The following is a 25,583-nucleotide window of genomic DNA, read 5'->3' as shown; positions in this document are numbered from 1 at the left end:
ACTTGACGGTACGTGAGGAGTCCGGGCACCGCTCTGGCACATGCTGCGGAGCGCGGCAGCTCACCCGGCGCTTCATTGCGATCCGCTGCTCTCTGCTGATCGCTGCACTCGGCCTGTTTCCCGCACTCGTTTCCGCCCAGGGCGCACCCACGCCTCCGCTGACCGATCATCCCGCCGCTGCCGATCCGATCATCACCGCCGATCCGCCGGCCAGCGCCGTCAAGCCGCAGGCGATCAGCCCGATCCTCGGCGGCGATTGCGCGGGCTGCGCGCAAGACCCAGCCCACCCGACCGCCGAACAGAAGCAGGCGCAGGCGCTCGCCAAGCGCGATTTCTTCTCGCGGCTGCGTGGGGACGACGGCGACGGTTATTCGATCGTCTCGGTCGGCAAGGGCCTGTCGACGCACAAGCCGATGTACTTTCTGCCGGCGACCTGGAGCGGCGACTACGACGGCAAGGAAACCGAGGTGCTGTTCGCGATCAGCGCCAAGGCGCGGCTGTTCGGCATGCCGCTCTACTTCGGCTACAGCCAGAAATCGTTCTGGCAGGTCTACGATGCCGACCGCTCGCGCCCGTTCCGCGAAACCGACTACAACCCCGAGCTGTTCTACCGCTTCACGCCCGATCCGAAACAATGGAACTACTGGGGGGCGGACGTCGGCATCGAGCACGAATCCAATGGCCACGACGTGCCGCTGTCACGCTCCTGGAACCGCGTGTACTTCGCCCCGTTCCGGGCCAAGGGCAAGTTGCTGATCTACGCGAAGGCCTGGTACCGCATTCCCGAAGACAACAAGAAGACGCCCGATGATCCCAAGGGCGACGACAACCCGGACCTGATCGATCACTACGGCTACGGCGAGCTGCATTTCCAGCGCCAGATCGGCAAGGGCCAGGTGATCCACACGATGGTCCGCATGAACCCCGAGACCGGCCACGGCGCGTTCAACCTCAATTACACGATCCCGTCCAGGGACGGCTCGATGTTCTATCAGCTCTATGTCTGGCAGGGCTACGGCGAAAGCCTGCTCGACTACAACGACTCGGTCACGCGCGTCGGCCTCGGCATCGCGTTCTCGCGCTGATCGTTGGCGGCGTCGCGCAGCAGGCTGATGTCGTAGAGCGCGGCGACGAGGTCGGTCTGCGTGACCATGCCGGCCAGCCGGCGACGCTCGTCGGTCACCGCGATCTGGTGCAGGCCCGCATCGGACATCAGCGGCACCAGTTCGGCGATCGGCAGGCTGTCGGGCACCGTCTTCGCGCGCGCCTGCATGATCTGGCCGACGACCTCGGCCTTGTCGGTGTAGGGGCTTTCGGTGCGCTTGAGCAAGCGGCGCAGGCGCTGGCCCAGCCCCGGGAATTCGGCCGGGTCGGCGTGCTTCAAGAAATCCGTGCGCGTGACCAGACCCATGACGAAGCGACCGCGATCGATCACCGGCATCGCCTGCAGCGCGTGCCGCTGCATGAGCGCCCAGGCTTCGGCGAGCGGCGTGGCGAAATCCACCGCGATCACGTCGCGCGACATGATGTCGGCGCACACGGTCTGGCCGAAGCGGCGCGCGAACGCGCGCTGCTCGGTACGGCGCAGCAGGTCTTCGAGATCGTCGACGCTGATGTCGAGCACCTGGTCGACGCTGCGCACCGCGCCCTTGAGATCGTCGAGCGAGAAACCCAGGCGGGCGCTCGGCACGGCATCGGCGGTGCCGTGCGCCTGCACCGCTTCCACGCGTTGGCTATGCGGATAGCGCCGGCCGACGAGGCGGTTGTAGATCATCGCCACGGCGAGAATCAGCACCGAGTTCAGCAGCACCGGCGCGACCACGAAGCCGTAGCCGGCCTCGCGAACGGCGGCCCCGCCGAGTACCGCCGTGAGCGCCACCGCTCCGCTCGGCGGGTGCAGGCAACGCAGCGCGAACATGGTGCCGATGGCGGCGAAGATCGCGACCGACGCGGCGAGCAGCGGTTCGGGAATGAAACGCGCGCAGCTCACGCCGATGATCGCCGCACTGACATTGCCGCCGATCACCGACCAGGGCTGCGCGAGCGGGCTGGCCGGCACCGCGAACAGCAGCACGGCCGAGGCGCCCATCGGCGCGATCAGCCAGGCCGTCGCGCTCGAAAAGCCGAGCGCCCAGGCGCTCGCGAGCCCGGTCAGCAACACGCCTAGCAGGGCGCCGAGGCCCGAGCGCAGGCGCTCGGCCTGGCTCACCGAAGTCTGGGTGGGCAGCAGGCTTTCGAGCCATGCCATGCGGGACTTGTTCATGCCGACTTCCGATCGTGTGCGCGCCGCTGACCGCACGGGTGAATGCGCGGGCAAAGGCGGGTATTGGAACACGACCGCCGTCCACAGTCGGCCGAGCCGGGACGGAGCCTGGCGTGGTTGCCGGCGCTGGCGCCGCGGTTCAAGCTCGGCGCATGTTCGAAACGACCCCGCTGTCCGCGGCCGACAAGCCCACGCTCTACGCCGAGCTCGCTGCCCAGGCGAGCGGCCTGTTCGCCGGCGAGCACGATCGCATCGCCAACGCGGCGAATCTGTCCGCGCTGATCTACCACGCCCTGCCCGACCTCAACTGGGCCGGCTTCTACCTGTTCGACGGCAGCGAGCTCGTGCTCGGCCCTTTCCAGGGCAAGCCGGCCTGCGTGCGCATCGCGCTCGATCGCGGCGTCTGCGGAGCGGCGGCGAGCCGGCGCGTCACTCAGCTCGTCGACGACGTGCACGCGTTTCCGGGGCACATCGCCTGCGACGCCGCCTCCAACAGCGAAATCGTCGTGCCGCTCGTTTCGGGCGACCGGCTGATCGGCGTGCTCGATCTCGACAGCCCGAAGGTCGGGCGCTTCGACGCCGAGGATCGGGAGGGACTCGAAGCGCTCGCCGCGCTGTGGATCGACGCTTCGGTGCTCTGAGTCCCTACAGTTTCGCCACCCGCGGCCGATAGTCGGGCTCTACCGCCTCAGTCCTTCGAATCGCCGCATGGGTCAGCTTATCGAGCCGCCGGATCGCTGGCAGCAGCCTTACCGCGAGGCTGTGGAGGAGCTCGATCGCCGTGAGCGCCAGTGGCGCCAGACCGACGAGCTGCTGCGCCGCATCGCCGGCCGGCTCTGCATCGCAGCGCGCGGGCTCGACGACGCGCTCGACGATTCGCTCAACGCCGTTATTTCCACGCTGCGCAAGCCGGCCGAGCCTGCGCCGCTCGAAAGCCTGCTCGATGCGCTGACGCGCTCGGTCGCCGCGCTCGACCATGCGTCGACGACGGCGGTGGCGAAAGTCATCGACGGCGACCGACTGCGCAAGACGCTGCATCGATTGCTCGATCAGCTGCCCGCGCTGCCGCGCGCCGAAGCGCTGCGCGCCCAGCTCGAAGCCGCAGGGCGCGACGAGGCGCTCGCCGAAGTGGCGGTCGGCATCGCCGACCTGTCGCAGGCACAGGCCAGCGCCGTACAGCGCGCCAAGCTCGAATCCGACCGCCTGCTGATGCAATTCAGCGAGCGGCTCGAGGAGATCGCACGCCATCTCAAGTGCGAAAACGAGGAGCAGCGGGGCGCGCAGCACGAGCAGCGCACCTTCGGCCAACAGCTGCTCGACGAAACCCAGGCGCTGATCAGCCAGACGCGCGAGGCCACCGATCTCGGCAGCCTGCAGGACCAGGTCTATCGCCGGCTCACCACGATCGACCAGCGCGTGCGCGATCACCGCAGCCGCGAGGAAACCCGTGCGCTGGCCTACAAGGAGCGCACCGAAGCCCTGTACGAGCGCATCGAAACGCTCGAAAACCAGACGCGCGTGCTGACGCGCTCGGTCAGCAAACTCGAACGCCAGGTCGGCACCGACACGCTCACGCGCGTGCCCAACCGCGCCGCCTACGACAAGCGCATCGCCGCCGATCTGCAGCTGTTCGGTCGAGATCGCAGGCCGCGCTGCCTCGCCGCGATCGACGTCGATCACTTCAAGCGCATCAACGATCAATACGGCCACCAGGCCGGCGACAAGGTGCTGCAAGTGCTCGCGCAGCACTGGTCGCGGCGGCTGCGCGACGCGGATTTCTTCGGCCGCTACGGCGGCGAGGAATTCGTCATGCTGATCGAAGCCGTGCCGGCGCAGGCGCTCGCCGTCGCCAACGCCCTGCGCCTGAGCGTCGAACAGCTGGGCTTCCACTTTCGCAAGCAGCCGGTGAAAGTCACGGTGTCCTGCGGCATTGCCGGCTTTCGCGACGGCGACACCGCACTGAGCCTGTTCGATCGCGCCGACGCGGCGCTCTACGAGGCCAAGCGCAATGGGCGCAATCGCTGTTGCCTGGAGGGCTGAGCAGCGATCGGCTCGATCGAATCACGTCACCTGGCCTGCGGCCGACCGCTCCCGGATCAGGTCGATGAAAAGCCGCAAGCTCGTCGGAACCCGGCGATTGTTCGGAAAATACAGGCATAGCCCCGGAATCGGCGGACACCAGTCCACCAGCACGGCCAGCAAGCGGCCATCGGCCAGGGCAGCGCGCACATAGGGCTCGGGAACATAGGCGATGCCGAGGCCGGCGATCGCCGCTTCCACCATGAGCTGGCTGTTGTCGAGCGTCAGTGCGCCAGGCACGTCGATCGCCAGCTCCTGCCGTCGCTTGCGGAACTCCCAGCGATAGCGCTTGCCGCTGGGCAGGCGCTGGCGGATGCATTGATGCCGAGCGAGCGCATCGGGCAGCTTCGGCGCTGGATGTGCGGCGAGGTAGCTCGGAGCGGCGACCGTCAGGAATCTCAGCTCGGGAGTCAACGGCACCGCGACCATGTCCTTGGGCACCGCTTCGCCGAGCCTGACGCCGGCATCGCAACCCTGTTCGACGATATCGACCAGGCGCCCGTCGGATACCAGATCGAGTTCGACGCCGGGATACCGTCGCAAGAACTCGGGCACCACCGTCTGCAGCAGCTGGCGAATGGCGCCTTCGCTGCCGTTGATCCTGAGCGTGCCCATCGGCCGGCCCTGCTCGCCCGAGACCTCGTCGAGCAGGTGATCGAGCTCGCTCAGCACCGTATCGAGGCGCCCGATCAGCCGCTCCCCGGCATCGGTCAACGACACGCTGCGGGTGGTCCGATGCAGCAGCCGCACCCCCATTTTTTCTTCGAGCCCTCGCATCACATGGCTCAGCGAGGATCGCGTCAGCCCCAGCAATTCGGCGGCCCGCCGAAAACTGCGGTGCTCGGCTACGGCCATGAACGCTCGAAGGTCGGCAAGCGTCGGCGTGCTGATTGGTGGCTTCATTTCACCGATACATCCAATTTGTTGACCATTATCATGATTCAAATCGACCCCTACCATGGCGCACATCGCTGAACCCACCCTCCAGCAAGAAGAGCACGCCATGGCGAAAACCTGGTTCATCACCGGAACATCGAGCGGCCTCGGCCGCCTCCTCACCGAACGCTTGCTCTCGCGCGGCGATCGCGTCGTCGCAACGCTTCGCCGCCCGGTCGTGCTCGACGCGCTGCGTGCTCGATACGGCGATCGCCTACAGGTGCTCGCGCTGGATGTCACCGACACCCCGGCGCTGAGAAAAGCGGTGGACGCGGCGTTCACCCGCTTCGGCCCCATCGACGTGGCGGTCAGCAACGCGGGCTACGGTTTGTTCGGCGCTGCCGAGGAAGTCGGCGATGCCCAGATCGAGCGACAGATCGCGACGAACCTGGTGGGCTCGATCCAGCTGATTCGCGCCGTGCTGCCTCATCTGCGCAAACAAGGCGGCGGGCGCATCGTTCAAGTGTCATCCGAAGGCGGGCAGATCGCGTATCCGAACTTCAGCCTTTACCACGCGACCAAATGGGGCATCGAAGGCTTCGTCGAAGCCGTCGCGCAAGAAGTCGCGCCGTTCGGCATCGACTTCGTGATCGTCGAACCAGGACCGACCGGCACCCGCTTCGCTGAAGGTCTCGATCATGCGCGGCCCTTGCCGAGCTACGAACACACGCCGGCCGCCGATGTGCGGCGCGCAGTGAACTCGGGAAGTTTTCCGCTCAAGGGCGATGCGGCGAAAACCGTCGACGCCATGATCGCGGCGGCAGAAGCGACGAATCCGCCGCTGCGCCTCGCGCTCGGCAGCTCAGCCTACGAGTCGATCAGCTCGGCCCTGCGCAATCGGCTGGAAGCGCTCGAGGCGCAGAAGCAGATCGCGCTCGCTGCCGACACGGCGCACGCCCGGTGAAGCGTGTGAGGGCCGAGCGCCTTCAGCGCAGCGCTTCGAGCTGCTCCCAGCGCGCGTAGGCCGTCGCCAGCGTCTGCGCGAGCGCGTCGAGCTGCTGCTGCAGCTTGAGCACCTGCTCCTTCGGGCCATCGTAGAAACCATCGGCCGACAGCTGGTCGGCGAGCTTGGCCTGCTCGGCTTCCCAACGTTCGATCTTGGCGGGCAGCTCGTCGAGCTCGCGCTTTTCCTTCGACGTAAGCCTCGGCGCGGCGGCGGTCTGCTTGACGATCGGCGGCGCGGCGACCGCGGCGGGCTTGTTCGACGCGGGTTTGCTCGTCTGCGCCGGACGCTGGCGCAGCCAGTCGCTGTAGCCGCCGACGTATTCGTTGATGCGGCCCTCGCCTTCGAACACCAGGCAGCGCGTGACCACGTTGTCGACGAAGGCCCGGTCGTGGCTGACCAGCAGCACGCTGCCCTCGTAATCGAGCAGCAGTTCTTCGAGCAGCTCGAGGGTTTCGAGATCCAGGTCGTTGGTCGGTTCGTCGAGCACGAGCAGGTTGCTCGGCCGCGCGAACAGCTTGGCGAGCAGCAGCCGGTTGCGTTCGCCACCCGACAAAGCGCGCACCGGCGAACGCGCGCGATCGGGCGTGAACAGGAAATCCTGCAGGTAGCCCATGACGTGCTTGCGGGCCCCGCCGACCTCGACGAAATCCTTGCCGTCGCCGAGGTTGTCGACCACCGAGGCGTTCTCGTCGAGCCCGCCGCGCAGCTGGTCGAAGTAGGCGATCTGCAGGTTCGAGCCGAGCTTGAGCGTGCCGCTCGTAGGCTGCAGGCGGCCGAGCAGGAGATTGATCAGCGTGGTCTTGCCGGCGCCGTTCGGGCCGATGATGCCGAGCTTGTCGCCACGCAGCACCGTCGTCGACAGGCCACGCACGATGGTCTTGTCGCCGTACGCATACGCGACGTTGTCGGCCTCGGCGACGAGCTTGCCGCTGCGGTCGGCCTCCTGGATCAGCATGCGCGCGTTGCCCTGCTGGTTACGGCGCACCGCGAACTGCTGGCGCATCTGCATCAGGCGTTCGACGCGGCCCATGTTGCGCGTGCGGCGCGCCTCGATGCCGCGGCGGATCCAGGCTTCTTCCTGCGCCAGGCGCTTGTCGAACAGCGCGCGCTCCTGCGCTTCGGCGTGCGCGCGCTCTTCCTTGCGGCGCAGGTAGTTTTCGTAGTCGCCCGGCCAGCTCGTGAGCCAGCCGCGATCGAGTTCGAGGATGCGCGTGGCCAGGTTGCGCAGAAAGGCGCGATCGTGGGTCACGAACAGGATCGCGCCCGAGAAGCTCTTGAGGAATTCTTCGAGCCAGCTGATCGATTCGACGTCGAGATGGTTGGTCGGCTCGTCGAGCAGCAACAAGTCCGGCTGCTGCACCAGCGCCTGGCCGAGCAGCACGCGGCGCTTGAGTCCGCCCGACAGGCTTTCGAAGGCGGCGTCGGCCGGCAGATCGAGCCGCGAAATGGTTTCGGAGACGCGCTGGTCGAGCGACCAGCCGTCGATCGCCTCGATCTGCGCCTGCACCTTGCCGAGATCGTCGTAGCGCTCGGCCGCGACGAGCTCGTGGTAGCGCGCGAGCAGCTCGCCGGCCGCGCCGAGCCCCTGGGCGACGACGTCGGCGACGCGGCCGCGCGCGCTCGTCGGAACGTCCTGTACGAGCCGGGCGATGCGCAGGCTCTGGGCACGCAGGATCTCGCCGCCATCGGTCGCGACCTCGCCCGCGATGACCTTGAGCAGGGTCGACTTGCCGGCCCCGTTACGACCGAGGATCGCCACGCGCTCGCCCTTTTCGAGCGTAAAGGAGGCCTTGTCGAGCAGCACGGTGCTGCCAAGGTTGAGCGAAACGTCGCGGAGCGTGAGCAGCATGACTTGGCGTTGAATCGGCTAAGGAGGAGGCACCGCAGGCGTCACCGGCCAATATCATCCGGACGGGCTGCGGGGCCGGCAGTCTACGGCATGCTGCCAGGCGGCTGACTTACACTGGCCGCTGATTCCGACCGGCCGCATCCATGAGTGTCGTCAGCAAAATCTGCTTTTCCATCTGCCTGGTCTCGATCGTCGTGGCCATCGGCCTGGCGCTGTCGATGATCTGGATGAGCCACAGCAGCGAATTCATGTGGAAGAGCCTGGCCACCTGCGGCGTGGTGTTCCTGGGCTCCAGCTTCCTGGCGGCCGTCGGCAAGATGTTCGACAAGGACAGCCGCTAGACAGCCGCTCCACACCGGCCGGCGCCGGCGCCGGCGCCGGCGCCGACTCTTACCTGACCGCTTCGGGCGCAGGCTCGGCCGGGGCGTCCGGCGCGATCGCCTGGGGCTTGGGCGCCGCATCCGGCGCCGGGCCGGCGTCCGCGGGCTTCTGCTCGGCCAGCGGAAACATGAGCGGAAAGAACACGTTGACGGGCGCTTCGATCTTGCTGCTGCGTACCCACACCACGCCGACGATGACCAGGTGCACGGCAAGTGTGATGCCCACGCCGATCAAGGGGCCCCGCCAGCTGCGCGGCAGCTTCTTGTGCATGGCGCGCATGCGCGCCTCGGGCGGCAGATCGCGCAGGCGGTCGCGGTCTTGCGGGGACAAGGGGTCGGAAACGGGTGTTTTCAACGAAGTCATTCGGGCAGCTTAGCGTTCATGGGGGTGCTTGGATAATCTGGGCCCGCCGTCCCGCCCGTTTTTGATCCGCCATGAGCGAACCCCACGACCCGCCGACCGATTACCGCATGTCGCCCGGCCTAGGCGTGATCGAGTGGCAGGGGCGGCTGCTCGTCTACCAGCTGCAGGAGGGTCGCATCGCCTGGGCACGTCCGCTCGGCGAGGCCTGCCTCGAAGTCGACGACGCGCTGCGCTCGGCGATCGAGACCGACCAGCGCAAGTCAGCCCATCACCGGCTGCGGTAGATCCAGCCAGACGCTGTAGCTGTCGCCTTCCCCGCCACGAATCTCCGAGCGGCACTTGTACGCGCGCACCGCGCGCCTGGAAGCCGCGAGCGATGCGCGATAGCGCTGCGCGTCAGCCGCATGCAGATAACCGACGACGTGCCCTTCGATCTCGACGCGCACCGGCGCAGCGTGCGACTCGCCTTCCGGAATCAGCCGAGCGGTCTTGGGCAGGCCGCGATCGGCATAGCGAAGGCCGCGCGCCATCACCGTGAGCGGCAGCTGATAGTGAACGAGCCTGTCGATGACCAGCGTGCAGCGCCCGCTGGCCGGCAGCGAAGGCACGTAGACGTAGCGCCGGAAAATGGCGGCTGCGAGCAAGGCCGTCGACAGGACACCGAAGATCACCAGCGAATTCACCGCATCCGCTCCCTGCGAGAGTGTCGCAAGCCAACCGCGTTGAGGACCGATCGCACGAGAAATTCGCCGTTCGGCTGTCGTCCGCGAGCCCTGCATGCGGCAGGTCGCGTTGCCGCGCAAGGCTAGGGTCGCCCCTGGGGCAAGTCAATTGAAGTGCAGACGCGCGGTCGCACCGAAACAGCGGATGCGTCCGGCGACTTCGGCTGACAGAGCCCGCTCCACGGGCCGGCTACCATGCGGACCACGAGGTGAACGAAGGGAGATCGGCATGCCTCAGCATCTGGCGCTTTTTTTCGACGGCACGTGGAACACGCAAAAGGATCGCACCAACGTGTCGCGCCTGTCCCGGCTCGTGCTCGACGCGACGGCCGATGGTCGCGTGCAGCAGCGCTACTACGACAGGGGCGTCGGCACCCAATGGCACGATCGCCTGCTCGGCGGCGCATTCGGAGCCGGACTTACACAAAACATCTGCGACGGCTACCGCTGGCTGTCGCGCGCGCTGCAGCATTCCGGCTCGATCGCGGATGATCGCATCTACCTCTTCGGATTGAGCCGCGGGGCCTACACCGCGCGCAGCCTGGCCGGGCTCGTGCGCAAATGCGGAGTGCTCAGGCAGGCCGACGAAGCCACCGTTCGCACCGCCCATCGGCTCTACCGCGATCGCCGCAGCGACCCGGACAGCGCAATCGCGCTGCGCTTCCGGCGCGAGCATTCGCACGAGGTACGCATTCATTTCATCGGCGTCTGGGATACGGTCGGCGAACTCGGCGTTCCGCTGTCCGGCGTGCCGTTCGGTCGCGACGAATACAAGTTTCACGACACCGCGCTCAGCAAGATCGTGAACCACGCGTATCAGGCACTGGCGATCGACGGGCACCGCAAGGATTTCGCGCCGACACTGTGGACGCAGATCAAGCCGTCGAACCGGGAGGTCGAGCAGCGCTGGTTCGTGGGCGCGCATGCGGACGTCGGTGGCGGCTATTCCGACGGCCGCCTGCAGAACCTTCCGCTGCGCTGGATACAGGACAAGGCCGCCGCCGCAGGGCTCGCATTCGCTTCGCCGGTGCCGGTGCAGGCTTCCGACGTCATGGACCCGCCGCACGATTCGTACTCGGAATTCGCCTTCGGCCTCTACAAGCTCGTCAAGGGCGGCAAGCGCCATCACCGCAGGATCGGCGGCTCGATCAACGAGACGCTCGATCCTTCGGTCTGGCGCAAGTGGCAGGCCGACCCGGCGTATCGGCCCGAGTCGCTGCGCGCCCATGCCGATGTGCTCACGACACGCCCGCTCGCGGCCGAGGCGCTGGCGCTCACGCCGCCGACGAACTGAGACGCGCCAGGACTCAGCGCAAGACGACGTCGAACTCGGCTTCGGTCCTGCTCCGTACTTCGGCAAGTTCGACGCCATCGGCGAGTTCGATCAAGCGCGGCAGCTGCTGGCCCTTGCGATCCACTTCGAACACGCCGAGTTCGGTGATGACCAGATCGACCACGCCCTTGCCCGTCAGCGGCAGCGAGCATTCGCGCTTGAGCTTGGGCGCTCCGGACTTTTCGTTGTGCTCCATCACCACCACCACGCGCTTGACGCCGGCGACGAGGTCCATCGCCCCGCCCATGCCCTTGATCATCTTGCCGGGCACCATCCAGTTGGCCAGATCGCCGTTCTGCGCGACCTGCATCGCACCGAGGATGGACAGGTTGATGTGCCCGCCGCGAATCATGCCGAAGCTGTCCGCGCTCGAGAAATAGCTCGTCTGCGGCAGGTCGGTGATGGTCTGCTTGCCCGCGTTGATGAGATCGGGATCGACTTCGTCCTCGTACGGAAACGGGCCCATGCCGAGCATGCCGTTCTCGCTCTGCAGCGTGACTTTCATGCCGGGCGGAATCAGGTTGGCGACGAGCGTCGGAATGCCGATGCCGAGGTTGACGTAGTAACCGTCGCGCAATTCTTTGGCGGCGCGTTCCGCCATCTGTTCGCGTGTCCAGGCCATGGCTCAGACCTCCGTGCCGGCAGCGGCGCCGGCCTTGCGCTGGCGCGTCGTCAGGCGCTCGATGTGCTTGTCGTAATGCGCACCGACGACGATGCGGTCGACGAAAATTCCGGGCGTGTGGATCTGGTCGGGATCGAGTTCGCCGGGCTCGACGAGCATCTCGACTTCGGCCACCACCAGCTTGCCGGCGGTGGCGATCATCGGATTGAAATTGCGCGCGGTCTTGCGATAGACGAGGTTGCCTTCGGTATCGGCCTTCCAGGCTTTGACGAGCGACACATCGGCCGTGAGCCCGGTTTCCATCACGTACCACTCGCCGTCGAACTGGCGCGTTTCCTTGCCTTCGGCGACCTTGGTGCCGTAGCCCGTGCGTGTGTAGAAGGCGGGAATTCCAGCGCCACCGGCGCGAATGCGTTCGGCCAGCGTTCCCTGCGGATTGAATTCGATCTCGATCTCGCCGCTCATGTAGCGCGATTCCAGAATCTTGTTCTCGCCGACGTAGCTCGCGAGCACTTTCTTGATCTGGTTGTTGGCGAGCACATGCCACATGCCGTGGCCATCGCAGCCGACGTTGTTGCCGATGACCGTCAGATCCTTCGCGCCGGTTTGCTTGAGCGCCAGGATCAGGTTCTCCGGAATGCCGCAGAGGCCGAAGCCTCCGGACATGATCGTCATGCCATCGCGGACGACGCCGTCGAGCGCACTCGCGGCGTCGGGATAGATTTTGGACTGCACGGGTCGCCTCCTCGCCATTCGGCTCACCGGAGACACCGTAGCCGCTCGCCGCGACGACGGCCTCATCCGCTCGAGGGGTTCGCCACCTCGGCCCGCGAGGTAAAGCGTCCGGCCGCGCTTACTCGACCGCGCTTACTGTGCCACCGAAACCTGGGCCTGGGCCTCTTCGCGCTTGCGGCGCTTCTTGGCCTTGACCGCGTTCTTGCGATCGATCCACTGCTCCTTGTGCGTCGGCGTCGCGATGCGCGACAGCTTTTCGCTGACGTCGTTGACGCCTTCCTTCAAGGTGCGCTTGAGTTCTTCGGCCGTTTCCTTGACGACATGGACCACGTCCTTGCCGCCTTTGACGACGACCGCCTTGGCCGACTGCAGCGATTGCGTCCCGGCGTTCAGCACGCCCTCGCCGTGGCTGATGAGGCGCTGCGCCTGCAGCTTCGCGTTCGACACATTGTCGTTGACCGAATCAACGATCGACTTGGCTTCCATTCCGAGTCCCCTTTGTAGAAAAGGCTTGATGAAAAGGCCCGCAAGACGCGGTCGCAAAAGTCTGCGTCGCGCCGGGTGTCATGCGGCTGAACGGGAATGTCGTAACGCCACGGCGCGCAGGGCTGGCCGGCGCCAGCTATCGGCCAGAATCGCCGCGCGCCTTTGCGAGCACCCGGCTAGGACCGGGAATCGCCGCAGGACGGGCCCCGCAAGGCCTCATCGATGCGCTCGATGAACCGCTGCGCCTGCGCCTGCGTGAAGCCGCCCTCGTGGCGGTCGACGAGTTCGCCCTCGCAGTCGTAGAGCAGCACGTGGATGACCGCCTCGCGCAGGTCCAGCGCGCGACGCACGCCGCCGGCATCGTCGATCACCAGATGCACGTCGGGCTCGGCCTTCTTCTGCTTGCTGATCTCGCCCTCCATCATCAGGCCCACCGCCCAGGTGGCGTCGGCCAGATTGATGACGCTGGTCGAGACCAGGCGCCGGTAGTCGTAGCGCCGGGCCTTGATCGCGCTTTCGAGCGGGGCGATCTGGCTGCGCGTGGCGATGCGCGCGGGCAACACCATGAGCATGCCGATGTGTTCGAAGGCCCGCAGCGGCGCCAGCGACCAGCGCTCGTAGCGCGGCCTGCCGCTGCTGTCGAGCAGCAACTCTCCGCGCGTCTCGACGACCAGCGGCGCCAGCACCCTGCCAGCCGCATCGGCCTGCGCGCCGGGCTGTGCGCACAGCAGCAGGCCGCCCAACAGGCCGGCTGCGGCATGCCGCAGCCGGCGGGACGCCGGGCTCGGCTTGGACTGCGGCTTGCGCACGGGCACCTCGTGGATGCGCCTCAGCCGACCGGCTGGTCGGCCGTCGCGGCCGGGGTACGGTTGGCGGCAATGTCTTCCCGGCTCGTGAGCGCGCAGCGGGTTCCGCCGGCGGAATACATCAGCGCCACGCAGCGATTGCAATGGTCGCAGCCCGAGCGGCTGAGTTCGCCGCTGCGGAAAGCCAGCAGCAGGTCCGGGCGATGGATCAGCGCGCGCCCGACCACGATCGCGTCGAAGCCTTCGGCGATCGCGCTGCGGATGTCGTCCACCGAGGTTACGCCGCCCAGATAGGCCAGCGGCGCGCGCACTTGCGCGCGGATGCGGCGCGCGGCTTGCAACAGGTACAGCGGCTGGAATTCGATCGGCGGCTGCTGCCATTTCAGCATCCGGTTGCCGAAGCGCATCATCGCCGATGCGTTCTCCCCGCCGATGCCCTCGGGCATCGCGCTGCCGAAGATGTGCCAGGGCGATTCCACGTTCATGCCCGCGCTGTTGACGATCAGATGGGCGCCCGCAGAGGCCATGGTCTGCGCGGTGACGATGGCATCGTCCACGGTAGCGCCGCCGCGCATGCCTTCGAAGATGCTGATCTTGCAGCTCACGCCCATGTGCGCGCCGACCGCGTCGAGCACCGCCGCGAGCACCTCGCTCGGAAAGCGCGCGCGCCGCTGCGCCGAGCCGCCGTATTCGTCGCGGCGGCGGTTGTAGGCCGGCGACAGGAACTGGCTTAGCAGATAGCCATGGCCCATATGGATTTCGACCGCATCGAAGCCGGCCGCGCGCGCCTCGCGGGCGCCCTGCACGAACTGCTCGCGCAGGCTGCGCAGTTCGCTCGCGCTGGCCGCATGCCGGAACACGCGTCCGCTCAGAAAGCCCGGCGGGTTGAGCCCGCCCGAGGCGCTCACGGGCGACGAGGTCGACAGCTTTGAAAGAAAGTTGAACGCGCCTCCATGCGTGACCTGCGCGCAGGCCGCGGCACCCTCGGCATGCACCGCATCGGTCACCGCGCGCAGATGCGGCCGGCTCGCCGGCCCCAGCATCACCTGGTCTTCGAACGTGCGGCCGTCGGCGCTGACCGCGCAGTAAGCGACCGTGGTCATGCCCACGCCGCCGGCCGCCATCGATCGGTGATGCCTCACGAGCGCCTGCGTCGGCGTGCCGCCCGGCGCATTGCCCTCGTTGGTCGCGCTCTTGATGAAGCGGTTGCGCAGTGTCAGCGGGCCCAGCTTCCACGGCGCATACGCGCGCTCGAGTTCGTTGCTCATGGCAGCTCCGGAAGCGTGCCTCGCGGCGCGGATGATGCCTGCCCGACGAGCGCTGTGCGGCGCATCGGCATCACCGGCCAAAACGGTAGATGAAATCGATGCCGAGCAGGCGCGGCTCGCCCCAGATCACCGCGCGGTCGGCATGCGGCAGATTGTCGACCGCCGTGAGTTCGTATTCCTTGTCGAGCAGGTTCTTGCCCCACAGCGCGATGTCGAGCGTGCCGTCGCGGCCCATGCGGATGTTGTTCGCCATCATGCGCGCATTGAGCAGGCCATAGCCGTCGATCGCGGTGAGGCCGCGGCGCTCCTCGGTGATCACGAAGCCCGTGCGATCGCCCAGATAGTTCCAGTTGACGTATGCGCGCAGCTCGCCCCACCGCGGACGCGCGATGGTCCAGTCGCCGAACAGCACGCCCGAATGCCGCGGCGCGGCGATGAACGGATACAGGTTGGCGACGTTGTCGCCATTGACGTCGATGACTTCCAGCACGCGCGCATCCAGATAGGCGTACTGGAAACCGAGCATGAGGTTTTCGGCCGGAATGAGCGCACCTTCGAGTTCGAGGCCGAGCATGCGGGCCTTGCCCGCGTTGCGCGACTTGGTGTCCGAGATGGTGCCCGCGATCATGAAGTTGGTCTGCATGTCGGTGTAGTCGCTGTAGAACGCCGCGCCGTTCAAGCGCAGCGCGCGATTGAGCCACTCGCTCTTGAGCCCGAGTTCCCAGGAACTCACGCGCTCGGGCTTGTAGCCTTCGACGAAACCGAAGCCGTAGTTGGTGCCATCGGAGGCCGGACCCGAGGCGGCCGAGATCTGCGGATCGCGCAGGTTGAAGCCGCCGCTCTTGTAAGCGGTGGAATACGACAGATAGGCCTTGGCCATGTCGGTGAGCTCGTACTGCACGGTGGCCGACGGTGAAATGTCGTCGTAGTCGCTGCGGGCTTCCACGCCGACGAAATCGTCCGGGCTGCCGACGATGGCCGCCGGGACCGGCACCGCGGCCAGGCTCAGATCGCGCAGCCGCACTTCGAGATACTGCCGCTGGATGAAATCCTTGATCGCATAGCGCTCGTCGCGCGAGGCGCGCAGACCCAGCGTGAGGCTCAGCCGGCGGTCGAAGGTATCGGGCCGGAAGCTGAACTGGCCGAAGGCCGCATAGGCCTTGTTGCGGATGCCGTAGTTGTAATCCCAGTAGGCGGACAGCCGCGGCAGCGCGTTGTCCTGCAGCAAACCGCGCAAGCCCGCGGGCAGCAGAGCGAGCAGCACATCGGTCTGCTGCGGATCGACCGTCGCGCTTTGGATGTGATGCAGCGGACCGCCATCCTCACCGCCGCTTTCGGTGAAGTAGTACAGGCCGGCGATGTAACTGACGCGCTCGTCCCAGGCGACGCCGCTGATCTGCAGCTCGTGCGACCACTGGTGCTGGTAGGACACCGGAATCACCAGCGGCGTGGGTTCACCACCGTTGGCGAGCCGCGCCGCCGCGCTGTCGTAGATGTTCAGGTCGACGCGGTAGCCGGTGTCGCCGCCACCACCGCTCAGATCGGGATACTGCGAGTCCTCGAGCTTGCGATAGGCACCGATGTACTTGAGCTCGAAGGCATCGAGCTGCTGGGTGAGCGTGAGCGTGTGGCCGCTCACCTTGGCGCCGGATTTCTCCATCGGCGCGCCCGAGGCGAGCTTGTCGAGCCGGCGATCGGAATACACCGAGTTGGCCACCGCATAAGGCTTGAAGAACTCGGCGAGCCCGTGCTGCGTCTCCGGCAGCAACACGCCCTGGAACATGTAGTTCACATACTTCAGATCGGTGTAGTCGTAACCGTAATCGACGGTCAGATCGTCGTTTGCGAGCCAGCGCATGTCGAAGCGCAGCCCGAGCGCCTCGCGATCACCGAAGTCCTCGCCTTCGCCGGTGTTCTCGACGAAGCCGCCGGATTGCCTGCCGAGCACCGCCAACTTGACCGCGAAGTCGTCGGTGACCGGCACGTTGAACGAGCTCTTGCCGACGAACAGATCGCGTTGACCGATGGTCACCCGGTGATCCATCGTGAACATGGTCGGATCGGGCCGCTTGGTCACGATGTTGACCGCACCGCCGGTGGAATTGCGCCCGTACAGCACACCCTGCGGGCCGCGCAGTACTTCCATGCGCTGGATGTCCGCGAGATCCAGCGCCAGGCCCACCGAGCGCGCCAGGTAGACGCCGTCGAGATAGATGCCCACGGCCGGATCCTGCGTCACCTGCGAATCGGTGATGCCGACACCGCGGATGGTGATGCGCAGCGTGGTGTTCGAGAGCGGATGCGGCTCGATGACCATGCTCGGAACATTGGTGCCGAGGTCTTCCACGCCGCCAATGCCGCGCATCTGCAGCTTCTCTTCGTTGAAGGCCTCGAGCGAGATCGGCGTGTCCTGCAGCGTGGTGGCCGTGCGCTGCGCCGTGACGATGACTTCCTCGAGCTGCGCAAAGCCTGCACGCGTGCTCGGTGGCGGTGGCGGCGGGGCCTCCGCAGCTGAAAGCGGTGCGACCGCGATGGTCTCCAGCGGCTCCCCGGCACCGCTCTGCTGCGCGGCGGCGGTGCCGGCCTGCACGACCAGCGATCCAAGCGCCCACAGGCAGACCCGCTTCGTCATGACGCTCTCCCCCGCTACATCTTTTTATGTATTCGCGCAGCTCCGGCGTCGAGGCCGGCTGCGATTGATTCAAAGCGGCCAGCGCAAGCCCGTGAGTTCCTCGGTGCGCGTCCATAGCGCTGCCGCCGATGTGGGATCGCGCGCGGCGCGGCCCAGCGCGATGCGCACCGGCCGACCGAAGCTTTCGTTGAGCCAGCGCGGCCCCACCAGGCTGCCTGCAGGGAATTCGTTGGTAGTCGCCACCGCGATCACCGGCCGTGCGCCAGCTTCGGGCGACTGGCCCATATGGCTCAGTCCCGTGGCCAGCGCGGCCGTGGCAAGGCGCTGCCAGGCGTTGTCCTGTGCGGAACGTGGGCGGTTGCGTCCGATCTGCGTGCGACACACACCCGGATGCGCCGCATAGCTCGAGATGCGATGCCCGGCCGCCTGCAAACGACGATGCAGCTCGAGCGCGAACAGCAGGCAGGCGAGCTTGGTCTGCCGGTACGCCAAGATCGGAACGTAGCGATGCCGCCAGTCGAGATCGTCGAGTTGTATGTGGGCCTGGCGCTGAACCAGGCTCGAGATGCTGATCACGCGCGCCGCCGCTGCGGATTCCAGCAGTGGCCACAGCGCATGCGTGAGCCGGAAATGGCCCAGATGCGCGATCGCGAAACTGAGCTCGTGGCCTTCGGCATTCCCGCGCCGCAGCGCCGGCGGATAGATGCCCGCATTGTTTACGAGCACATCGATCGGCTGCGCACGGGCTTTCAATGATTCTGCGGCCGTCGCGATGCTCGCGGGATCGGAGAGATCCACCGCCTGAACCCGCAAGGAGCCTGGGCCCGGCAGGGCGGCGAGCATCAGCAAGGCGCGTTCAGAAGCAGCGGCATCCACATCGGCCAGGGTGAGGTCGTATCCGAGCCGGCGAAAATGCGTGGCGCAGCCTAGTCCGAGGCCGCTGGCTCCACCGGTGATCAAGACATGTGCCCTTCCCATTACCGCAACGTACGACACGTCCGGTGAGCTGTTATCCCCCAAACAGACGAGCGCGCCCAGGCGCGTTCGGCATTGCAGCCGCAGTGCAAAGCTGGTCGATGCGCTCGGCACGGAGGCGGGCACAAGAAAACCCCGCGAAGGCGGTTTTCGGCGATGCGAGTTTTTAAGAATAGTCGCACCACCGCATCCCTTTGACGGCTCGCAGGCGCTCGTCCGAAGTCGATTCCGAATCGGCGATGGCCCGATCCAACCACTATCCCCCAACTGATCGCCCAGTGTTCTGGAAACGCCATGAATCGAATGCGCGACGCGCCGAAGCGCCGATCCTCGATCGCTTCGAATCCACCCAACATCGGGATGTATACCGAGTCCGCTCTGCGCAGTTGAGTGATGCGCACCTCAATGGTTGATCGCGCTTCGACGACGCGACGCATTCGGCCGCGGTATCGAGCGCCAGGCGCGCTTGCTTCCGGTGGCTGCTCGGATCGAGGCCCTTACGCAGCATCCCCGGGCCTCATCGCGCGCCTGCCGGGAGCCGGCCGGCGCAAGCTCAATGCACAGGCGGAGTCGGCCACGCGATAAACCGCGGGCTTCGGGTTCAGGCTTTGCAGCTTCGCGTGAGTAAGCGGCATGGCGGGTAACTTGCCGCGGGAGCGGCCGGCAAAGCGGCCGTTACTCCTGGTGTTACTCACTCATATTGCAGGCTGTATCGGCATCTACCGGCAGCCTTCGAGGCCCTGACTCTGCGTCGCGCTAGTGTTTATTGCGCAAATCGGCAGTTGTCGGCGAGCTTCGGTAAGGTTGCTGGTGCCGGCAGCAGGAATCGAACCCGCGACCTTCGCATTACAAATGCGCCGCTCTACCAACTGAGCTATGCCGGCTTGCACACGTGGGGCGCGAATATTAACCGAGACGCTCGGCCGCGTCGTCTGCGAGCCGCGACGGCCCGGGCGCGATCAGCCGCTGATTCGGGCCAGCGCGCGCAGGCCTTCGAGCACGAGCAGCGGGCGATGGCGCCAGCCGGCGCCGAGGCCGGTCAACAACGTTTCTGCGTCTCCGCCGGTGATCCAGCGCTGCGCCTCGGCTCCGGCGATGGCAGCGGCGCGATCGATCGCGCCGAGGCAGCCCAGCATCGCGCCCTGGCGCACGCAGGCCTCGGTGTCCAGGCCCAGGCCGGCGTCGTAGCGCGCGTGCTCGTCGCGCGTGGCAAAGCGCGTGGCGCCGAGCACGGCGCGCTGCGCGGTCAGCAGCCCGGCGGCGATGAAGCCGCCCTGGTGCCGGCCACTCGCATCGATGACATCGGCGGTCAGCGCGGTACCGGCGTCGACGATCACGGCGGCGCGGTTCGGCGCTTCGGACCAAGCCGCGAACAGGACGAGCCAGCGATCGACTCCGAGCCGCTCGGGCTCGCGATAGGCGTTGCGCAGGCCGCCGAGTTCGGCCACCGAGCGTGCGTAGCGCGGAGCGCGCGACCAGCGCGCCTGCACGGCCTCGGTCAGGCGCGCTTCGGCGGCCGGACCGAGCACCTGCGAAATCCACACCGGCGCGCGCGCGTCGAGATCGGGCAGCGTGGCGATGGCCGCGACGGCGTCGCCGGCATGGCTCACGGTCGCGATCGGCTCCAGCGCATCCCCGCGCGCGATCGCCGCCTTGATGCGGCTGTTGCCGATGTCGAGCAGCAGCATCAGGCCAGCCTCAGGCTCACGTCGCCCGAATGCACGAGCCGGCGCTGGCCATCGACCTCGACGATCAGCGCCCCGCTTTCATCGACGCCGCGCGCGATGCCGGAAACCGGTGGCTCGCCGCTCAGCGTGACCGCGCGATCGCGCGTCAGATCGAGTTGCGCCCAGACCGCACGGTCGGCGCCGAAGCCCCGCGTCTCGAACGGCTGCAGCATCGCAAGCAGCTCGCGGATCAAGCGGGCCGCGAGTGCGTTGCGCGAGGCCGGCGGACGCTGCGCCGCGGCGAGCGCCTCGTTGAGGCTGATCCACGGCTGGTCGATGCCTTCGGCCTGCGCGCCCGACATCGCCACGTTGAGCCCGATGCCGATCACCACGCGACAGGCCCCGCCGGCTTCGCCGCGATGCTCGATCAGGATGCCGCCGAGCTTGCGGCCGGCGGCGTACAGATCGTTCGGCCATTTGAGCTGCACCTCGCTCAAGCCCTGCGCCTGCACCGCGCGGGCGCAGGCGACGCCGACCGCGAGCGGCAGCGCGGTGAGCTGCGGCGGCCAGCTCGAAAACGACCAGGCCAGCGACAGGTACAGGTTGGCCCCGAACGGTGAGCGCCAGGCCCGCCCACGCCGGCCACGGCCGGCGGTCTGGAATTCGGCGAACAGGATTTGCGGATCGTCGGCCGCATCGGCGACGAGCAGTTGCTGGTTGGTCGAATCGGTGCTGCCGACCACGCGCACGCGGGCCGATGGCGCCGCCGCCGCGAGCTCGGCTTCACGCAGGCGTTCGAGCGGCTGCGCGAGCCGATAGCCGAGCCCCTGGCGCGCCTCGACGTCGAGCCCGAGATCGCGCAACTTTTCGATGCGCTTGGCTACCGCCGCGCGCGTCACGCCCTCGGCGTTCGCGAGGTCTTCGCCCGAATGCCAGGCGCCGTCGGCGAGCGTATCGATGAGGTCGTTCATGCCCGCTGCTTCATCCGTGTTCTTTCTTGCGCTCGAGCCAGCGGCCGATCAGCCGGGCTTTTTCGAATCGATGTTCGTCACCGCGCAGCAAGCGCCGGATGTTCTCGCGATGCTTGAAGGTGACGAGCGCGGCCATCGCCACCGTGAACAGCGCGGGCGCCGACAGCGGGCCGTGACCGTCGATGACGAGCGCCCACAGCAGCGCGAACACCGCGGCGCCGAGCGTGGCCGCGCTGACGTAGCCGCTGAACAGGATCACGAGCACGAAGACCAGCAGCATGCCCGGCAGCGCCAGCGGCATCAGCGCCCCGAACACACCGGCCAGCGTCGCCACGCCCTTGCCGCCGCGCAGGCCGAGCGTGACCGGATAGCAATGGCCCAGCGCGACGCCGACGCCGCACAGATAGCCGAGCGTTTCGCGCGGCAGTGCATCGCCTCCGCCGAGCGCGGCGGGCCACGGCAGCGCCGGCACCAGCAGCGCCGCGATCACGCCCTTGAGCACGTCGATCAGCAGCACCGCGACCGCGAACCCCTTGCCCTGCGTGCGCAGCGCGTTGGTCGCACCGACGTTGCCGCTGCCGAACTGGCGCAGGTCGACGCCGCCGCGCAGGCGGCCGACGATCTGGCCGCCCATGAGGTTGCCGAGCAGATAGGCCAGCACGGTCTTGGCGAGGGCTTCGGTCATGTCCGTAGCAGGACGGCGCGCGATGGAGTGTTGTTTGCGCTGGAGTTTAGCCCTCTGGCGCGGGCTCGGCGCGCGCGCCTTCGATCCAGCCGGGCCGAAGCGCTCAAACGCCCGCGTTGCAGGAGCAGTCAGTCTTCGCGGGCAGGAAATGGCCCGCGTAAAGGCGCTCGATATCGGGCTCGTGCTGGCGCGCGATGCAGCTGCGCTTGAGCTTGAGCGTCGGCGTCTGCAGGCCGTTGGCGACGCTCCACGGACCGTCGACGAGGGCGACCGCGCGCAGCAGGCTGTTGCCGTCTCCGCTCGCGAGGCGCTGCAGGCAGCGCTGCAGCAATTCGGCCTCCAGGCGAGCGCGGGCGATCGGCGAATCGTCGCCGGGCGCCAAGCCGAGACGGGCGCGCATCGCGGCGAGTGCTTCGGCGTTCGGCACCACCAGCGCGGTCAGGAACGGCCTGGCCTCGCCGACGATCATCACCTGCTCGACGATCGGCTCGCCGAGCAGGCGCTGCTCGATTTCGCTCGGCGACACCTTGCGCCCGGTCGAGGTGACGATGATTTCCTTGAGCCGGCCGATCAGGTAGATGCGATGCGCATCGAGGCGGCTGACCTTGTCGCCGGTATGCAGCCAGCCGGCGTCGTCGAGCGCATCGGCGGTGGCCTCCGCATCCTGCCAGTAGCCGAGCATCAGCGAAGGCGAGCGCACGAGCAGCTCGTTGTCGGGCGAGAGCCTGGTTTCGACGTTGTCGAGCGGCAGGCCGGCGCTGCAGGGATCGTTGTCGTCGAGCCGATTGACGCTGACCACCGGCCCGGCTTCGGTGAGCCCGTAGCCTTGCAGCAAGGGCACGCCGAGCCCGATGAACAGGCGCGCGATCTCGGGTGCCAGCGGCGCGCCGCCCGATACCGCCAAGCGCAGCCGGCCGCCGAGCCGGGCGATGAACTGATCGCGGGCACGGCGCGCGATCGCGCTGCTCAGCGAGAGCCGGCGGCGGCCTTGCCACTGGCGCGCCGCCCAGCCGGCTTCGATCGCCAGATTGAACAGCGCGCGCTTGTGCGCAGGCGCCTGTTCGAGCCCGGCCATCACCGCGGCGTGCAGGCGCTCGTAGACGCGCGGCACCGCGATCAGCAAGGTCGGCTGGCCTGCGAACAGGTCTTCGCCGAGCTGCGCGGCGCTGCGTGCGTAGACCGTGGTCGCACCGGCGACGACGGCTCCGTAGGCACCGGCGACGCGTTCGAACAGCGTCGCCATCGGCAGCACCGAGAAGTAGCGATCGTCGGACGAAATCGTCAGCGCGCGGGTGCAGGCGAACACGTTGGCGAGCAGGGCTCGATGCGACAGCATCACGCCGCGGCTCGGCCCGGTCGAACCCGAGGTGTAGACGATGGTGGCGAGCGAATCGGCATCGATCGCGGGCAGCTCGCCGGCCTCTTCGGCCGGTTGCGGCAGCCATTCGTCGAGCGTCGAAACGGCGGTGAAGCCGTCGCCGAGACCCTGTGAATCGCCTTGCTGCAGCACCACGCGCCGCAGCAGCGGAAACGCACGCAGGGCCTTGGTCTGGCGCCAGCTGTCGGCATCGCGCAGCAAGGCGAGCGCGGCTCCGCTGTTGTCGAGCAGGTGCGCGGTATTGCCCGGCGTGTCTTCGTTGTAGAGGCCGACGAGCACCAGGCCCAGCGTTTGCGCGGCCCAATCGATGGCGAGCCAGCGCGGACCGTTCTGCGCCTGCACCGCCACCCGCTCGCCGGCCACCAGTCCCGCCGCGCGAAATCCGGCGATGTAGCACTGCGCCTTGTGCTGCAGATCGCGCCAACTGCAATCCTTCCAGCTGCCGCTGAGCACGTCATGGTAACGGCAGGCGATCGCATCGGGCGTGCGGCGCGCACGCGCGACGTAGAGATCGGCCAGCGTGCGAACTTCGCTTTCGATCAGCAGCCCCGCGTCATCGAATCCGGCGACAGACGATTCGGCCAGCGAAGCCCGCGAGAATGACATAGCGATCGACCGGTGAAGAAAGGCGTGAGGCTCAGACGCCGAGCCAGGCCTGGCGGCGTGCCAGACGTTCGGCATCGGCTTCGGCCAGCGTGAACGTCCAGGTGTCGAGCGGGGCATCGGCGATGTCGATCCGCGTCGTCAGCAGCTCTTCGCCGCGGAAGTAGGCGAGTTCGACGCGGGCGCCGGGCTCGTAGGCATCGAGCCTGCGCGCCCAGTTCTGCGCGGTGATGCGCAGGCCATCGAGCGCGACGAGCTGGTCGCCGGCCGAAAGACCGGCGCGCTGGGCCGGACTGCCGGCGATCACGTGCGCGATGCCGGTTTCACCGGGCCGCAGGCGCAGACCGACCCAGCGCACCTGGGCCTTCGATTGCGTGCGTCCGCCATCGTCGAGCGCCGAGGTGCTCGCGCGCAGCGTGGCGGCGATGCCGAACTCCTGCAGCAGTTCGGCCAGCGGCAGCTCCTCGGTCGAACGCAGCGCGCGATCGAAGAAGCCGCCGAGGTCGAGGCCCGACAATTCCTGCGCGACGGCCGCGAGCCCGCCTTCGGGAACGCCGATGCCGGGCGCGCCGTAGCGCGTCCACAGCGTGCGCATCACATCGTCGAGCGTGATGCTCGATCGCAGGCGCAGCACCAGATCGAGGCAGAGCGCCACGAGCGCGCCCTTGACGTAGTAATTGGTGCTCGCGTTGACCGAGTTTTCGTCGGGCTGGTAGTACTTGATCCAGGTCTCGAAGCTCGCGTCTTCGAGCGTCTGCACGAGCCGCGCGGGCGCACGCTGCAGGCGCGTCGCGCTCTCGGCGAGCAGGTCGAGATACAGCGCAGGCTCGATGATCGCCGCGCGCAGCAGGAACAGGTCGTCGTAGTAACTCGTGACGCCTTCGTAGTGCCACAGATCGCGCGTGTACGCCTCGCGGCCGAGATCGCTTTCGAGGAAGGCCTGCGCGGTGATGCGCTTGACGTTCCACAAATGGAAGTACTCGTGCGAGCACAGGCCCAGGAAGGTGCGGTATTCGCGGCTCAGCTCGGGCTTGCCGACGCGCGGAAAATCGCCGCGCGAGCAGATCAGCGCGGTCGAACTGCGATGCTCGAGCCCACCGTAGCCGGCGCCCACGACGTTGGTCAGGAACAGGAACCGATCGAGCTGCGGCTGCTGCCGGAACAGCTCGCGCTCGACATGGCAGATGCGGGCCAGATCGGCCGTCACGCGCTGCGCATCGAGTTCGACGCGGCCCGACAGGATCAGCGCGTGCGGAACGCCGTCGACATCGAAGTCGTAGCGCTGGAACGCCGCCATTTCGACCGGATGGTCGATCAGCGCTTCGTAGTCTTCGGCGGCGTAGAGACCGAAGCCGTCGGCATCGGTCTCTACCGCCGTCAGCGTGGTCGCGAGCTTCCAGTCGGCGCACAGCGCATCGCGAGGTTTGTCGATGCGGATTTCGAAGCGCGCCTGCTCGAAGCCGCGCGGGCAATAGAACAGCGAGCTGCCGTTGAAGAAGCCGCGACGCGTATCGAGAAAGGCTTTGCGCACCGATTCGTCGAAGGCGTTGACCTCGTATTCGAGTACGACCTCGCCATCGCCGGCGAGCCGAAAGCTGCGCTTGTCGAGCCGCTCGATGGCCTGCTCGCGGCCATTGCGCCAGGCGCGCAGGCCGATCACGTGCTTGGAGAAATCGCGCACCAGATAACTGCCGCGTATCCATCCCGGCAGGCGGAATTCGACCGGGCCTTGCGCTCGCAGCTCGCAGCGCAGCGCGTAGCGATGGCTGCGCGAATCAGGAATCGAAACCTGGTAGCGGACGATGTTCGGTGCGGCGTCCAAAACGATGGTTTTCAAGATGCGGCTGGGCAAAAAAGAGCCGCGATTCTACGCTCGCTTGTGC

The 25,583-nt window shown here is 67.4% G+C and carries 24 protein-coding genes and 1 tRNA gene; 7 read left to right on the top strand and 18 right to left on the bottom strand.

Features of this window, described 5'->3' with window-relative positions:
• Positions 1-2 precede the first annotated feature (2 nt).
• A complete protein-coding gene (locus WQQ_RS23030; RefSeq protein ID WP_050997672.1) occupies positions 3-1,085 on the top strand; it encodes a phospholipase A in 1,083 nt (360 codons plus the stop codon).
• Here WQQ_RS23030 and WQQ_RS11965 read toward each other — a convergent pair.
• Positions 1,034-2,263, bottom strand: coding sequence for an HPP family protein (locus WQQ_RS11965; protein WP_007185440.1), 1,230 nt, complete (start codon positions 2,261-2,263; stop codon positions 1,034-1,036). The genes WQQ_RS23030 and WQQ_RS11965 overlap by 52 nt on opposite strands.
• 152 nt (positions 2,264-2,415) lie before the next feature.
• Between WQQ_RS11965 and WQQ_RS11960 the strand changes: the two genes are divergently transcribed.
• Together WQQ_RS11960 and WQQ_RS11955 are read left to right on the top strand one after the other, a co-directional pair.
• Positions 2,416-2,904, top strand: coding sequence for a GAF domain-containing protein (locus WQQ_RS11960; RefSeq protein ID WP_040454073.1), 489 nt, complete (start codon positions 2,416-2,418; stop codon positions 2,902-2,904).
• A gap of 67 nt (positions 2,905-2,971) precedes the next feature.
• A complete protein-coding gene (locus WQQ_RS11955) occupies positions 2,972-4,303 on the top strand; it encodes a GGDEF domain-containing protein (RefSeq protein ID WP_007185438.1) in 1,332 nt (443 codons plus the stop codon).
• A gap of 21 nt (positions 4,304-4,324) precedes the next feature.
• Here the strand turns inward: WQQ_RS11955 and WQQ_RS11950 are convergent, their stop codons facing one another.
• Positions 4,325-5,245, bottom strand: a complete 921-nt coding sequence (locus tag WQQ_RS11950; protein WP_040454072.1) for a LysR family transcriptional regulator — start codon at positions 5,243-5,245, stop codon at positions 4,325-4,327.
• 100 nt (positions 5,246-5,345) lie between these two features.
• Between WQQ_RS11950 and WQQ_RS11945 the strand changes: the two genes are divergently transcribed.
• Positions 5,346-6,182 carry an SDR family oxidoreductase gene (locus WQQ_RS11945; protein ID WP_007185436.1) on the top strand — a complete coding sequence of 279 codons (837 nt, stop codon included), beginning with the start codon at positions 5,346-5,348 and terminating at the stop codon, positions 6,180-6,182.
• Positions 6,183-6,204: 22 nt separating this feature from the next.
• On the opposite strand, the gene WQQ_RS11940 is transcribed toward WQQ_RS11945, so the two are convergent.
• Positions 6,205-8,073: an ATP-binding cassette domain-containing protein gene (locus tag WQQ_RS11940; protein ID WP_007185435.1), complete on the bottom strand. Its 1,869-nt coding sequence runs from the start codon at positions 8,071-8,073 to the stop codon at positions 6,205-6,207.
• 143 nt (positions 8,074-8,216) lie between these two features.
• Between WQQ_RS11940 and WQQ_RS11935 the strand changes: the two genes are divergently transcribed.
• Positions 8,217-8,414: a hypothetical protein gene (locus WQQ_RS11935; RefSeq protein ID WP_040454071.1), complete on the top strand. Its 198-nt coding sequence runs from the start codon at positions 8,217-8,219 to the stop codon at positions 8,412-8,414.
• Positions 8,415-8,463: 49 nt separating this feature from the next.
• Here the strand turns inward: WQQ_RS11935 and WQQ_RS11930 are convergent, their stop codons facing one another.
• Positions 8,464-8,817 carry a hypothetical protein gene (locus WQQ_RS11930; protein ID WP_007185432.1) on the bottom strand — a complete coding sequence of 118 codons (354 nt, stop codon included), beginning with the start codon at positions 8,815-8,817 and terminating at the stop codon, positions 8,464-8,466.
• A gap of 71 nt (positions 8,818-8,888) precedes the next feature.
• Between WQQ_RS11930 and WQQ_RS11925 the strand changes: the two genes are divergently transcribed.
• Positions 8,889-9,101 (top strand): hypothetical protein, encoded by a 213-nt coding sequence (locus WQQ_RS11925; RefSeq protein ID WP_007185431.1) that lies wholly within the window; start codon positions 8,889-8,891, stop codon positions 9,099-9,101.
• On the opposite strand, the gene WQQ_RS11920 is transcribed toward WQQ_RS11925, so the two are convergent.
• Positions 9,078-9,500 carry a hypothetical protein gene (locus WQQ_RS11920; protein ID WP_007185430.1) on the bottom strand — a complete coding sequence of 141 codons (423 nt, stop codon included), beginning with the start codon at positions 9,498-9,500 and terminating at the stop codon, positions 9,078-9,080. The genes WQQ_RS11925 and WQQ_RS11920 overlap by 24 nt on opposite strands.
• Positions 9,501-9,768: 268 nt before the next feature.
• Here WQQ_RS11920 and WQQ_RS11915 point away from each other — a divergent pair, with 268 nt between their 5' ends.
• The gene (locus WQQ_RS11915) at positions 9,769-10,833 is read left to right on the top strand and encodes a T6SS phospholipase effector Tle1-like catalytic domain-containing protein (protein WP_007185429.1); all 1,065 of its coding nucleotides are present in this window, start codon (positions 9,769-9,771) and stop codon (positions 10,831-10,833) included.
• Between the two features lie 13 nt (positions 10,834-10,846).
• Here WQQ_RS11915 and WQQ_RS11910 read toward each other — a convergent pair whose 3' ends face one another.
• The 13 genes from WQQ_RS11910 to WQQ_RS11850 all read right to left on the bottom strand — a co-directional run bounded on the left by WQQ_RS11910 (position 10,847) and on the right by WQQ_RS11850 (position 25,537).
• On the bottom strand, positions 10,847-11,494 hold the full coding sequence (locus tag WQQ_RS11910) for a 3-oxoacid CoA-transferase subunit B (protein ID WP_007185428.1): 648 nt from the start codon (positions 11,492-11,494) through the stop codon (positions 10,847-10,849).
• Positions 11,495-11,497: 3 nt separating this feature from the next.
• Positions 11,498-12,247 (bottom strand): CoA transferase subunit A, encoded by a 750-nt coding sequence (locus WQQ_RS11905; RefSeq protein WP_040454068.1) that lies wholly within the window; start codon positions 12,245-12,247, stop codon positions 11,498-11,500.
• 114 nt (positions 12,248-12,361) lie between these two features.
• Positions 12,362-12,715, bottom strand: a complete 354-nt coding sequence (locus tag WQQ_RS11900; RefSeq protein WP_007185426.1) for a hypothetical protein — start codon at positions 12,713-12,715, stop codon at positions 12,362-12,364.
• A 176-nt stretch (positions 12,716-12,891) separates the two neighbouring features.
• Positions 12,892-13,524 carry a YtfJ family protein gene (locus WQQ_RS11895; RefSeq protein ID WP_007185425.1) on the bottom strand — a complete coding sequence of 211 codons (633 nt, stop codon included), beginning with the start codon at positions 13,522-13,524 and terminating at the stop codon, positions 12,892-12,894.
• A 20-nt stretch (positions 13,525-13,544) separates the two neighbouring features.
• Entirely contained in the window at positions 13,545-14,789 is a 1,245-nt protein-coding gene (locus WQQ_RS11890) for an NADH:flavin oxidoreductase (protein ID WP_007185424.1), read from the bottom strand.
• Between the two features lie 70 nt (positions 14,790-14,859).
• Positions 14,860-17,421 carry a TonB-dependent receptor gene (locus tag WQQ_RS11885; RefSeq protein ID WP_007185423.1) on the bottom strand — a complete coding sequence of 854 codons (2,562 nt, stop codon included), beginning with the start codon at positions 17,419-17,421 and terminating at the stop codon, positions 14,860-14,862.
• Positions 17,422-17,490: 69 nt separating this feature from the next.
• Positions 17,491-18,381, bottom strand: coding sequence for an SDR family NAD(P)-dependent oxidoreductase (locus tag WQQ_RS11880; RefSeq protein WP_007185422.1), 891 nt, complete (start codon positions 18,379-18,381; stop codon positions 17,491-17,493).
• 823 nt (positions 18,382-19,204) lie between these two features.
• Positions 19,205-19,280 (bottom strand) — tRNA-Thr (locus tag WQQ_RS11875).
• 75 nt (positions 19,281-19,355) lie between these two features.
• On the bottom strand, positions 19,356-20,084 hold the full coding sequence (locus WQQ_RS11870; RefSeq protein WP_007185421.1) for a type III pantothenate kinase: 729 nt from the start codon (positions 20,082-20,084) through the stop codon (positions 19,356-19,358).
• Entirely contained in the window at positions 20,084-21,034 is a 951-nt protein-coding gene (locus WQQ_RS11865; protein ID WP_007185420.1) for a biotin--[acetyl-CoA-carboxylase] ligase, read from the bottom strand. The genes WQQ_RS11870 and WQQ_RS11865 overlap by 1 nt, the downstream gene beginning before the upstream one ends.
• A gap of 10 nt (positions 21,035-21,044) precedes the next feature.
• Positions 21,045-21,719 (bottom strand): glycerol-3-phosphate 1-O-acyltransferase PlsY, encoded by a 675-nt coding sequence (plsY, locus tag WQQ_RS11860; RefSeq protein WP_007185419.1) that lies wholly within the window; start codon positions 21,717-21,719, stop codon positions 21,045-21,047.
• 103 nt (positions 21,720-21,822) lie between these two features.
• Positions 21,823-23,703 carry an AMP-dependent synthetase/ligase gene (locus WQQ_RS11855; protein WP_007185418.1) on the bottom strand — a complete coding sequence of 627 codons (1,881 nt, stop codon included), beginning with the start codon at positions 23,701-23,703 and terminating at the stop codon, positions 21,823-21,825.
• A 31-nt stretch (positions 23,704-23,734) separates the two neighbouring features.
• Positions 23,735-25,537, bottom strand: coding sequence for a M61 family metallopeptidase (locus WQQ_RS11850; protein ID WP_237715056.1), 1,803 nt, complete (start codon positions 25,535-25,537; stop codon positions 23,735-23,737).
• Positions 25,538-25,583: the final 46 nt, after the last annotated feature.

Origin of the sequence: Hydrocarboniphaga effusa AP103 (assembly GCF_000271305.1) — a bacterium.
GTDB lineage: Bacteria > Pseudomonadota > Gammaproteobacteria > Nevskiales > Nevskiaceae > Hydrocarboniphaga > Hydrocarboniphaga effusa.
The sequence above is the reverse complement of the archived record's forward strand: the minus strand, read 5'-3'. Positions and strand labels throughout refer to the sequence as shown.

Coding starts and splice junctions, on each gene's coding strand:
- WQQ_RS11965 (WP_007185440.1), bottom strand. CDS start 2,263: ATGAACAAGTCCCGCATGGCATGGCTCGAAAGCCTGCTGCCCACCCAG.
- WQQ_RS11960 (WP_040454073.1), top strand. CDS start 2,416: ATGTTCGAAACGACCCCGCTGTCCGCGGCCGACAAGCCCACGCTCTAC.
- WQQ_RS11955 (WP_007185438.1), top strand. CDS start 2,972: ATGGGTCAGCTTATCGAGCCGCCGGATCGCTGGCAGCAGCCTTACCGC.
- WQQ_RS11950 (WP_040454072.1), bottom strand. CDS start 5,245: ATGAAGCCACCAATCAGCACGCCGACGCTTGCCGACCTTCGAGCGTTC.
- WQQ_RS11945 (WP_007185436.1), top strand. CDS start 5,346: ATGGCGAAAACCTGGTTCATCACCGGAACATCGAGCGGCCTCGGCCGC.
- WQQ_RS11940 (WP_007185435.1), bottom strand. CDS start 8,073: ATGCTGCTCACGCTCCGCGACGTTTCGCTCAACCTTGGCAGCACCGTG.
- WQQ_RS11935 (WP_040454071.1), top strand. CDS start 8,217: ATGAGTGTCGTCAGCAAAATCTGCTTTTCCATCTGCCTGGTCTCGATC.
- WQQ_RS11930 (WP_007185432.1), bottom strand. CDS start 8,817: ATGACTTCGTTGAAAACACCCGTTTCCGACCCCTTGTCCCCGCAAGAC.
- WQQ_RS11925 (WP_007185431.1), top strand. CDS start 8,889: ATGAGCGAACCCCACGACCCGCCGACCGATTACCGCATGTCGCCCGGC.
- WQQ_RS11915 (WP_007185429.1), top strand. CDS start 9,769: ATGCCTCAGCATCTGGCGCTTTTTTTCGACGGCACGTGGAACACGCAA.
- WQQ_RS11910 (WP_007185428.1), bottom strand. CDS start 11,494: ATGGCCTGGACACGCGAACAGATGGCGGAACGCGCCGCCAAAGAATTG.
- WQQ_RS11905 (WP_040454068.1), bottom strand. CDS start 12,247: ATGGCGAGGAGGCGACCCGTGCAGTCCAAAATCTATCCCGACGCCGCG.
- WQQ_RS11900 (WP_007185426.1), bottom strand. CDS start 12,715: ATGGAAGCCAAGTCGATCGTTGATTCGGTCAACGACAATGTGTCGAAC.
- WQQ_RS11890 (WP_007185424.1), bottom strand. CDS start 14,789: ATGAGCAACGAACTCGAGCGCGCGTATGCGCCGTGGAAGCTGGGCCCG.
- WQQ_RS11885 (WP_007185423.1), bottom strand. CDS start 17,421: ATGACGAAGCGGGTCTGCCTGTGGGCGCTTGGATCGCTGGTCGTGCAG.
- WQQ_RS11870 (WP_007185421.1), bottom strand. CDS start 20,084: ATGCTGCTGCTCGACATCGGCAACAGCCGCATCAAGGCGGCGATCGCG.
- WQQ_RS11865 (WP_007185420.1), bottom strand. CDS start 21,034: ATGAACGACCTCATCGATACGCTCGCCGACGGCGCCTGGCATTCGGGC.
- plsY (WP_007185419.1), bottom strand. CDS start 21,719: ATGACCGAAGCCCTCGCCAAGACCGTGCTGGCCTATCTGCTCGGCAAC.
- WQQ_RS11855 (WP_007185418.1), bottom strand. CDS start 23,703: ATGTCATTCTCGCGGGCTTCGCTGGCCGAATCGTCTGTCGCCGGATTC.